We start from the raw sequence: 9,268 nt of genomic DNA, 5'->3' as shown, positions 1-9,268 counted from the left end.
CAGTTAAAATCATTTCGAACTTTATAAGTAAAGTTCTTAAACTTGGCTCATCAATTTTCTGACTTAAATTTCGCTCAAATAAACTTCGAGTAATTTAAACCAATCAATCAATGAAAATAATTTCGATCAATCAACCAGTAAAAATCCACACAAGTTGTTCTTCATAATCTCTTAATGATCTTTCCAACACCTCATCAGTGCCAGAAGCTGGACTCAAAACACTCGACAACTCAGCGATCCGCCTCGTTCATCACCGTGTATCTCGTCGGTATGGGGTGCATTATAGGACAATTTCTTACACACGCAAGTGCTTTTAGCATCTTGTTTTATCGAGTGTTTCTTTTTTATGCACCAATATGGAGCATTTTTACCCGATCTTTGAAATAAACTTCTAATTTTAAAGCAGAAATATTTAATTTATATTTCTGCTTTTTATTTTCGTTAATTTTTTGCCGTTGCCGGTTTTATCTTCACACTCAGGATTTTCACCGGTTGAGCCGGAACATTCTGGTGCACACCAACATTGCGGGTCGGTACTTTGGCAATTTTATCGACCACATCCATCCCCTTGGTAACACGGCCAAACACGGCATAACCCGCATTACGTGGACTTTTATTCAGGAAGTCGTTATCGACCAGATTAATAAAAAACTGGCTTTTGGCTGAATCAGGATGATTGGTCCGTGCCATCGCCAAAGTACCACGCTGATTGCTCAGGCCATTATAGGATTCATTTCTGACCGGTGGACGGGTATTCGGACGTTCCACCATGGCTGCATCCATACCGCCGCCCTGAATCATAAAGCCCGGAATGACGCGATGGAAAATGGTACCGGTATAAAAACTGCTACTGACATATTTTTCAAAATTGGCTGCTGACAATGGCGCTTTGTCGTTAAAAAGTTCAATTTCAATATTGCCCATGGAAGTTTTCATTTCAATCATTGAATTGGCAGCCCATGCAGAGGCACTAAAGGCAAGGCTGGCGGCCATAAGAACGCTACGTTTTAACATTTCTTTACGAATCCGTGGTTTGATGTTTTGCTTCACTTATATTAATTGTTCAGTATGAAGAAAACATTAGCTGTTCCTTTCAAATCCTGAGAATAAGATGAATAACAATATCCAGAAGCAGATTTTTGCGCATCCGCCTTGGCGCTTACACGGCGATGCTTTTATTTTGAATTATTGGCTGAACCCTTTTTTCCTGAAAACAGCCAAGCGTTTTCGGCTGGCCCCGTCTCCTTTAGGACGCATGGTCAATGTGATGCTGATCCGTTATCAGGATTCGCCAGTGGGTCCGTATGATGAACTGTTAATTATGGATCATCCTTTATTGTATAAACATCGCTTGTCGACCATCCCCAAGATTTATGTCTCCACTCAGGCCTCTTTAGTGCATGGCCAGCAGTTATGGGGCATTCCGAAAGAGCTGGCCGAATTTGAATGGCTGGAAAAAGAAGGTCGCACCTATTGTATTGTGCGTCATCAGCAGCAAGAGATGTCAATTTGTCTGGAGCGGCCGAAAAACAGCACCTCGTTTTATATCAATAGCCACCATATTCCGGCTTCATTTTTATCCATTCAGCAGGCCTGGCAAGGCCAGCGCTACCAGTTTAGTCCGAAATTTCGCGGCCGTTTATCTAAACTCAAAACGGTGGAATGGCAAAATACCCAGGATATTTTTCCTGATTTTTCCCAGGCCCGACTATTACAAAGTTTTTATGTGCCGGAGTTTGATCTGTTATTCCCCGAAGCGCAGATTAAAACCAAAACCGCTGTTCCACGTGAAACCAGAAAAAATCTGAGTCGGCCTTTTTAAGTCACTCCTTTTAAAAGAAGCGTGGTCGATCCCAGAATTTTCTGAAATTCTTGCCCAGCTCGAGCGTGAGTTTTTTGGCACGGCGCGAAACCGGGGTTAAATTAATAAAACCATGGGTCTGGTCACTATATTCCTTATATTGAACTTTGACCCCTTGCTGACGCAGCTTGTGCGCATAAATTTCCGCTTCATCGTGCAGCACGTCATGCCCGGCCGTCACAATAAAGGTCGGCGGTAGTTTTCTTAAATTGCCGTAAGTCGGTGAAATCAGGGCATCATCCAGTGCCATATTGTGCTGTAAGGCATAATACTCGGTGACGAAATCAATATCCTGCTCAGTCAGCACCAGACCGTCTTTATAGGCAAAGAACGACGGATGACGGCTTTTAAAATCCACCACTGGATAAATCAGTAGCTGGGCATGCGGTGCATAGGCGGTATTTTTACTGCGCTGTGACACCACGGTAGCAATATTGGCACCAGCACTGTCACCCGCCACGGCAATACGGTTTTTCAGAATATTAAATTGACGGCGATGCTGATACACCCAAGCCAAAGCATCTTCACAGCACTGAATCAGCTGTGTCGGTGAAACCTCGGGGGTCAGTGGATAATCGACACTGACCACCTGCGCCTGAGCGGCATGCGCCAATAGCCGGCAAACTTCATCATGGGTATCGAGATTACCCACCACAAAACCACCACCATGATAAAACACAATCAACGGCAGTTTTTTATGCGGTGCAGGATGATAATAACGAGCTGAAATGGTGCCACTTTGCAGGCTTAAACGTAAATCTTCGACCCGTTTGACATAGGTCGGCTGTTTACGGATCGCCTTCATCTGAGTATCAAAAGCCTGACGTGATTGCGCCGGATTTTCGCCAATAAAACCGATACGCCCCTGCTTGATTTGGGCCGCCATCATGCATTTAATGAGGGGATCAAGTTGCGGATACTGATAAGGATAGCCCAAGGCGCGCGCCAGTGATTCCTGCGCCACACACGGTAAATGATCGAGTGTTCGCACCACCGTACCCTGACTGTTATCAATGATTTTTTGCAGTTTCTGTTGATACGCACTCATCTATCATCTTCCTTTTTTATTCATTCTTCACATTTTCTACATGATCAGCAGTTTAGTGACTATTTCGTTATAGAAGTCCAGTCATCGGCCTACATATTCAGAATTTATATACGCTAATCTTATTTCTATAAGGTGTCATTGACAATTTTGATGATACAGAGGGATTGATTTTGCTAATCCGGATAGAAAAAGGACGCTCACCATGTCTAGAAAACTCCTCTTGGTTTCCTGCGCGACCGTATTTTTAGCGGTCGGTTGTGTCGCGTTCCCTGAAGATGGTCACTACAATGGCCGCTATGATCATCGTTATGACCGGGATTACGACCGTAACTATGATTATCGCCGCATGACAGAACGTCAGCGTTGGGAATATGAACAACGTCAGAAACGCTTACAACAGCAACACCAACGCGAAGCGCAGTGGGATCGACAAAAACGTGAACTGGAACGTAAACGTGCCGAACAAAGCCGTCAGCAGTTACAACGGGAACGCGAACGACGCGCCGAACTGAACCGTAAACGCCAGCAAGTCGAACGCAAACAGCAAGAGCAGCGTAAAAAACGGGTCGAAGAACAGCGTAAACGGATGGAAGAATATCGCAAACGGCAACGTGACCGTCGTGATTAATCCTGTATTTGACAGTGTGCGATGTACAGTTTAAAAACCCGAAAACCTGGCTTTCGGGTTTTTATTTTTACAAGGTGCTTTGATTGAAAGCGCTGTGATAGAAAAATAACGACCTTCCATAATAATAGTGAAAATAGCTGGCCTTCCCTGGCCATTTTTTGAATATTCCTATTTAGAAATTAAATCTTCCTCCCTGATTTAAATGATGGTCCTGTTTCATTTGAAATAGACAGCGTTGAATTTAGGGCTGCGGCTGTGCCTCAACTGCCGGTGCTTCCGACCCTGCTGGTGCAGCAATGGCCGGGGCAGTAACTTCTGCGGCTACGCCCACTTCAGCCCCCGCTTCTACCGGCATGGTAGTCACCTGTACCGTTTCAGGTTGCTCCGGATTTTGTGCCACTTCTGGCGCCTGTGCTGTTTCATGACTGCTACAGCCTACTACCGCCAGTCCAGCAAACAAGGCCACAGCCAATACACCCATTTTTTTCATCATTCGATCCTCATTTATTGAAAAATACAAAGTCCAACTTTGCGCTGGCTATACTTTCAAAATTTCGGTGCTGGCTCGGCAGATAAAAAGTTAAATTTTTATATCCACCGGTACGAGTTATGCAGTTTTTTATAAACGTGAAGATGCAGCTGTTTTTACAGCCAATGGAAGGAATCAGCAGGATTAATCTGCTGTTTTTATTATAGATTACAGCAATAAAAAAAGACGAAAGTGCAGAATTATTTTAGAGGGAGAAAACAGCGTGCTCTACACAACATACGGCTAGTTTTGCGAAAAGATAACAGTGTAAATGCGGTACTTTTAAATCTTTAGGGCAAAAAAAAGGCTTATCCAGAGGGCGGATAAGCCAGAAAACACATTTCAAGAAAATATCAAAAGAAACTACAGCGATAGAATCTGGGCGCAATCATACAAAGTTGACCTTGCCCTGTAAAATAGTATTTTTCACTCATTCTGATCGTTTTTATGTATAAAGAATAATCAACTTAAAAATTTTGTATAGACAACTCAACAGCATCTACAGAATTTATCCGGACTTAAAATTAAAATCATTTTCCCATAAATTGGGGTTTCAGCCTCGTAGTATCTTCCTGCACCCTCCCTGCTAAAAAGATCAAAAATTAAAAGAATGTATGTTTTTTCAGCAAATTTCTGCAGATTTAATGACTGGCACCGCTTGAATTTTTATCCCCTGCCCCGACTTCTTTAATAATTACGAAATTCATCACTCATGGCAGTTCAGAATGAACCAGTCAATACTGATGCCAGAAGGACTGTACATGTTTAAGAACCCATTTAAACGGAGTAAATCAATGGCAACCGAGCACAACCAAGACGCTCAAGATCTGCAACAAGAGCAAGTAGAACAAGATACTACCCAAACTCAAGCTGAAACCGAGCAGGCAGACGTTTCCGTTGAGTCTTTACAAGAACAGATTGCGCAGCTCGAAGGCGATTTAAAACTTGAAAAAGCGCGTACCGCCAATGCAGTGTATGAAGCGCAAAAGAGTGTCGAGCGTATTCAGCGTGAATCTGAAAAGCATAAAGAAGCAGTGCTGGAGAAATTTGCCAAAGAACTGCTCGATAGCGTAGATAACCTGGAACGTGCTATTGCCGCAGCTGGCGAAGAAAAAACCCCGCTGTCTGAAGGGGTGGAACTGACGCTGAAATCACTGCTGACGACTTTAGAGAAATTCGGCATTGTGGCGGTAGATACCGCGAACGGTTTCAATGCAGATTTACATCAGGCGGTGGGCATTGATCCAACAGCCAAAGCCAACGAAATTGGCAACGTACTGCAAAAAGGTTATAGCTTAAATGGCCGTTTATTGCGTCCTGCAATGGTTATGGTCGGCGCTTAAGCCTCATAAATTCGGGAGTTGGTGAAATTTTTTCATATTTTTAACTTGAAAAAAATTGAACGGCTCTCATATCGGATAACAAGTGTAAAGCACAATAAAATTTTTGAGGAAACATCCAAATGGCTAAAATCATTGGTATTGACTTAGGTACAACCAACTCATGTGTTGCGGTACTTGAAGGCGATAAAGTTAAAGTAATTGAAAACGCTGAAGGCGCGCGTACAACTCCATCTATTATTGCGTATAAAGATGGCGAAATCCTGGTCGGTCAGTCTGCGAAACGTCAAGCAGTAACTAACCCGAAAAACACATTGTTCGCAATCAAACGTCTGATCGGTCGTCGTTATGAAGACCAAGCGGTACAAAAAGATATCGGTCTGGTGCCATACAAAATCATCAAAGCAGACAATGGTGATGCTTGGGTTGAAGTTAACGACAAAAAATTAGCACCACAGCAAATCTCTGCAGAAGTTCTGAAAAAAATGAAGAAAACTGCGGAAGATTACCTCGGTGAAACTGTTACTGAAGCAGTTGTAACCGTTCCTGCATACTTCAACGATGCACAGCGTCAAGCGACTAAAGATGCCGGTAAAATTGCTGGTTTAGACGTTAAACGTATCATCAACGAACCTACTGCTGCGGCGTTAGCGTTCGGTATGGACAAGAAAGAAGGCGACCGTAAAGTTGCAGTCTATGACTTGGGTGGTGGTACTTTCGACGTATCCATCATTGAAATTGCGGATCTTGATGGCGACCAGCAAATCGAAGTATTGTCGACTAACGGTGATACCTTCTTAGGTGGTGAAGACTTCGATAACGCATTGATCGATTACCTGGTTGAAGAGTTCAAGAAAGAACAAAATGTCAACCTGAAAAATGATCCACTGGCGTTACAACGTTTGAAAGAAGCGGCTGAAAAAGCAAAAATCGAGCTTTCTTCTTCGAATGCAACTGAAATCAACCTGCCATACATCACGGCTGATGCGACTGGTCCTAAACACTTGGTGATCAACGTAACACGTGCGAAATTAGAAGGTTTGGTTGCAGACCTAGTTGCGCGTACCATCGAACCTTGCCGTATTGCACTGAAAGATGCGGGTCTTTCAACATCTGACATCTCTGACGTGATTTTGGTGGGTGGTCAGTCTCGTATGCCACTTGTACAACAAAAAGTACAAGAATTCTTCGGTAAAGAGCCACGTAAAGACGTGAACCCGGATGAAGCTGTGGCAATGGGTGCGGCAATTCAAGGTGCGGTACTTTCAGGTGACAAGAACGACGTTCTTTTACTTGACGTAACACCGCTGACACTGGGTATTGAAACCATGGGCGGTGTGTTAACGCCAATCATCGAGAAAAACACCACAATCCCTGCGAAAAAATCGCAAGTGTTCTCTACCGCTGCGGACAACCAGCCTGCAGTAGACATTTCGGTGTACCAGGGTGAGCGAAAAATGGCTCAACAAAACAAATTGTTGGGTAACTTCCAGTTGGGTGACATCCCACCTGCGCCACGCGGTGTGCCACAAATTGAAGTATCGTTCGACATCAACGCGGATGGTATCTTGAAAGTGTCTGCGAAAGACAAGAGCACGGGTAAAGAGCAATCGATCCAGATTAAAGCAAACTCAGGTTTGTCTGATGCTGAAATCGAAGCGATGATCAAAGACGCTGAAGCGAATGCTGAAGAAGACCGTAAGTTTGAAGAACTGGCAAAAGCACGTAACGAAGCAGATGCCCTGGTTTCTTCTGCTCAAAAAGCAGTAAAAGATCTTGGCGAACAAGTGACTGCTGATGAAAAAACTGCGGTAGAAACAGCAGTTTCAGAACTTGAAGCAGCAACCAAAGAAAATGACGTTGACGCGATCAAAGCGAAAACTGAAGCACTGCAAAACATCATCATGCCAATTACGCAACGTGCATATGAAGCAGCTCAAGGCCAAGGCGGTGCGCAAGGTTTTGACCCGAATGCCTTCGGTGGTGATGCTGGCCAACAGCAAAAAGCGGACGATGGCGTTGTAGATGCTGAATTCACTGAAGTGAAAGATGACAAAAAATAATTTGTCACTTTAAACAAAAAGACCGCGCGTAAGCGCGGTTTTTTTATATCTGCTTGAAAGCAAAAAAGACTTGTTTCCACCCTGCGGCTTTTTTAAGCTAGTTAGGCACCCCCATCTGGCCTACTCTGCTTGACCGTTTTCCCTGTTATATAAAGGAAAGAAAATCGGTCAATCACAGATGCGGATGTGCAGTTAATTATCCCCTCTCTACAGGAAGCCCAATCTGCGTGATGCGTCCCTTAATCCTGATTGTGTTACTGCTGTTTGCCGCCATGCTGTGGTATCAGAACCAGCAGCATCCGCAGTTGCAGCACAACAGCCTGCTGACCCGGATTCAGGCACCTTTGGATACCCGGCTGCGTTACCGGATTGCCGAAGTGGACCCGCGCTTTGGTTTAAGCCATGCCGAAGTAGTGCAACTGGCACAACAGGCCACACAAATCTGGACAGAGGGTACTGGTCAGGACTATTTTGTCTATGATTCACAAGCGCGACTGGCAATCCGCCTGATTTATGATGAACGCCAACATGAATCGGAACAGCGTCGCCTGCAGATGGGCCAGATTGAGCAACAGCAGCAGCACTGGGAACGCCAGCAGGCCCAAGTGCAGGCAGTCAAACAGCAGATTCAGCAACTGAACCAGCAGCTGGCTTTTAAAAATGCCCAGTTACAGCAACAGCTGAATGCCTATAACCAGCAGGTGCAGCAGCTGAACCAGCAAGGCGGTGCATCAACCATACAGCGCAGCTCTTTAAACCTGCAGCGTCAGCAACTCGAACAGCAAACCGCCAGTTTACAGGCTGAAATTCAACAGTTTAATGTGCGTATTGCAGGCTTGAACCAACAGATCGATGCCCTCAACCAGCTGAATCAGTCAATTGATGCTTCGGTGCAGCAATTTAACCAGCGCTTTCAGCCGCGTTTATTTGATAAAGGCAGTTTTGATGGCAAAACTATTCTCATCTATGAGTTTCAGTCAGCCGCCGACCTGCGTTTAACCTTGGCACATGAATTCGGTCACGCCTTGGGATTGGGGCATACCCATGATCCACATGCCCTGATGCATCCTCTCATGCAAGAGCAAAATCTGGATCATTTTCAACTAACTGCCGCCGATTTGGCGCTTTTGCAGCAGCGTTAAATACATTTGATGCTTTTCATTACAAGTTAATCTAGAAAACCGGGGCTTTATCGCCAACAGCACTGCCCTCTCTGACTATTTCATGTTATTGTGAAAGCCGCAATTTCAACAGGAATGTTTGTGGAGATTAATGTGAGTTACTACCATATTTTGATTGAAGTAAATGACCACATCAGCACGATTGAACAAACGCGTGATATTGAACTGTTTGATATCGTCGATATTCAACCGTATCTCTACTCTATTCTATTGCCATATTTTAATGAGCAGATGATTGAACTCGAAGAAGAAAATGTCGAGTTTGAAGATATCCTGCATTTAGAAATTAAACAGACCCTGTTGCCGGTCAATCACCTGATTGAAGAAGAACAAAAACTGCTGCCAAGCGACACCGATGTCACCATTACGGCCTATGAGGTGTTTAACAACCGTGATTTGAGTCAGGATGTAACCACGGTCATTTTTGATATTTTAGAAGCCGTGAAGATTGATACCTCAGATATTGAATAAACATCAGGGCGCCATAAGGCCATTGCTGTCCCACAATTTTTCACAAGAGGAAGCTCATTTGAGCTTCCTCTTGTTTTATGGGTATTTTATCGGGTGAAAATAAAGCTTTTAAAGTTCTTCTTTCAAACAAATTCACTTGAATTATTC

9 protein-coding genes are annotated in these 9,268 nt (G+C 44.1%); 6 read left to right on the top strand and 3 right to left on the bottom strand.

Annotation, left to right across the window (positions count from 1 at the left end; genetic code table 11):
* Positions 1–441 precede the first annotated feature (441 nt).
* Positions 442–1,014, bottom strand: coding sequence for a peptidylprolyl isomerase (locus FTU54_RS14615; protein ID WP_005181044.1), 573 nt, complete (start codon positions 1,012–1,014; stop codon positions 442–444).
* Between the two features lie 97 nt (positions 1,015–1,111).
* Between FTU54_RS14615 and FTU54_RS14610 the strand changes: the two genes are divergently transcribed.
* Positions 1,112–1,822, top strand: a complete 711-nt coding sequence (locus FTU54_RS14610; RefSeq protein WP_104470771.1) for an acetoacetate decarboxylase family protein — start codon at positions 1,112–1,114, stop codon at positions 1,820–1,822.
* Between the two features lie 10 nt (positions 1,823–1,832).
* Here the strand turns inward: FTU54_RS14610 and FTU54_RS14605 are convergent, their stop codons facing one another.
* Positions 1,833–2,909 (bottom strand): alpha/beta hydrolase, encoded by a 1,077-nt coding sequence (locus FTU54_RS14605; protein WP_180074871.1) that lies wholly within the window; start codon positions 2,907–2,909, stop codon positions 1,833–1,835.
* A 202-nt stretch (positions 2,910–3,111) separates the two neighbouring features.
* Here FTU54_RS14605 and FTU54_RS14600 point away from each other — a divergent pair, with 202 nt between their 5' ends.
* Complete coding sequence (locus FTU54_RS14600) at positions 3,112–3,537, top strand: hypothetical protein (RefSeq protein ID WP_127801898.1); 426 nt, start codon at positions 3,112–3,114, stop codon at positions 3,535–3,537.
* Positions 3,538–3,778: 241 nt separating this feature from the next.
* On the opposite strand, the gene FTU54_RS14595 is transcribed toward FTU54_RS14600, so the two are convergent.
* Positions 3,779–4,027 carry a hypothetical protein gene (locus tag FTU54_RS14595; RefSeq protein WP_180055057.1) on the bottom strand — a complete coding sequence of 83 codons (249 nt, stop codon included), beginning with the start codon at positions 4,025–4,027 and terminating at the stop codon, positions 3,779–3,781.
* An 833-nt stretch (positions 4,028–4,860) separates the two neighbouring features.
* Between FTU54_RS14595 and grpE the strand changes: the two genes are divergently transcribed.
* From grpE to FTU54_RS14575, 4 genes are all read left to right on the top strand, one after another.
* Positions 4,861–5,409 carry a nucleotide exchange factor GrpE gene (grpE, locus tag FTU54_RS14590; RefSeq protein ID WP_005181051.1) on the top strand — a complete coding sequence of 183 codons (549 nt, stop codon included), beginning with the start codon at positions 4,861–4,863 and terminating at the stop codon, positions 5,407–5,409.
* Positions 5,410–5,528: 119 nt separating this feature from the next.
* On the top strand, positions 5,529–7,469 hold the full coding sequence (gene dnaK, locus FTU54_RS14585; RefSeq protein WP_005181052.1) for a molecular chaperone DnaK: 1,941 nt from the start codon (positions 5,529–5,531) through the stop codon (positions 7,467–7,469).
* 230 nt (positions 7,470–7,699) lie between these two features.
* On the top strand, positions 7,700–8,611 hold the full coding sequence (locus FTU54_RS14580; protein ID WP_180074870.1) for a matrixin family metalloprotease: 912 nt from the start codon (positions 7,700–7,702) through the stop codon (positions 8,609–8,611).
* Positions 8,612–8,731: 120 nt separating this feature from the next.
* Entirely contained in the window at positions 8,732–9,121 is a 390-nt protein-coding gene (locus FTU54_RS14575) for a hypothetical protein (protein WP_162182855.1), read from the top strand.
* Positions 9,122–9,268 lie beyond the last annotated feature (147 nt).

Source organism: Acinetobacter sp. YH12116 (assembly GCF_013418895.1).
Classification (GTDB): Bacteria; Pseudomonadota; Gammaproteobacteria; order Pseudomonadales; family Moraxellaceae; genus Acinetobacter; species Acinetobacter indicus.
Note: the sequence above shows the minus strand (reverse complement) of the source record. Positions and strands in the feature narration are given on the sequence as shown.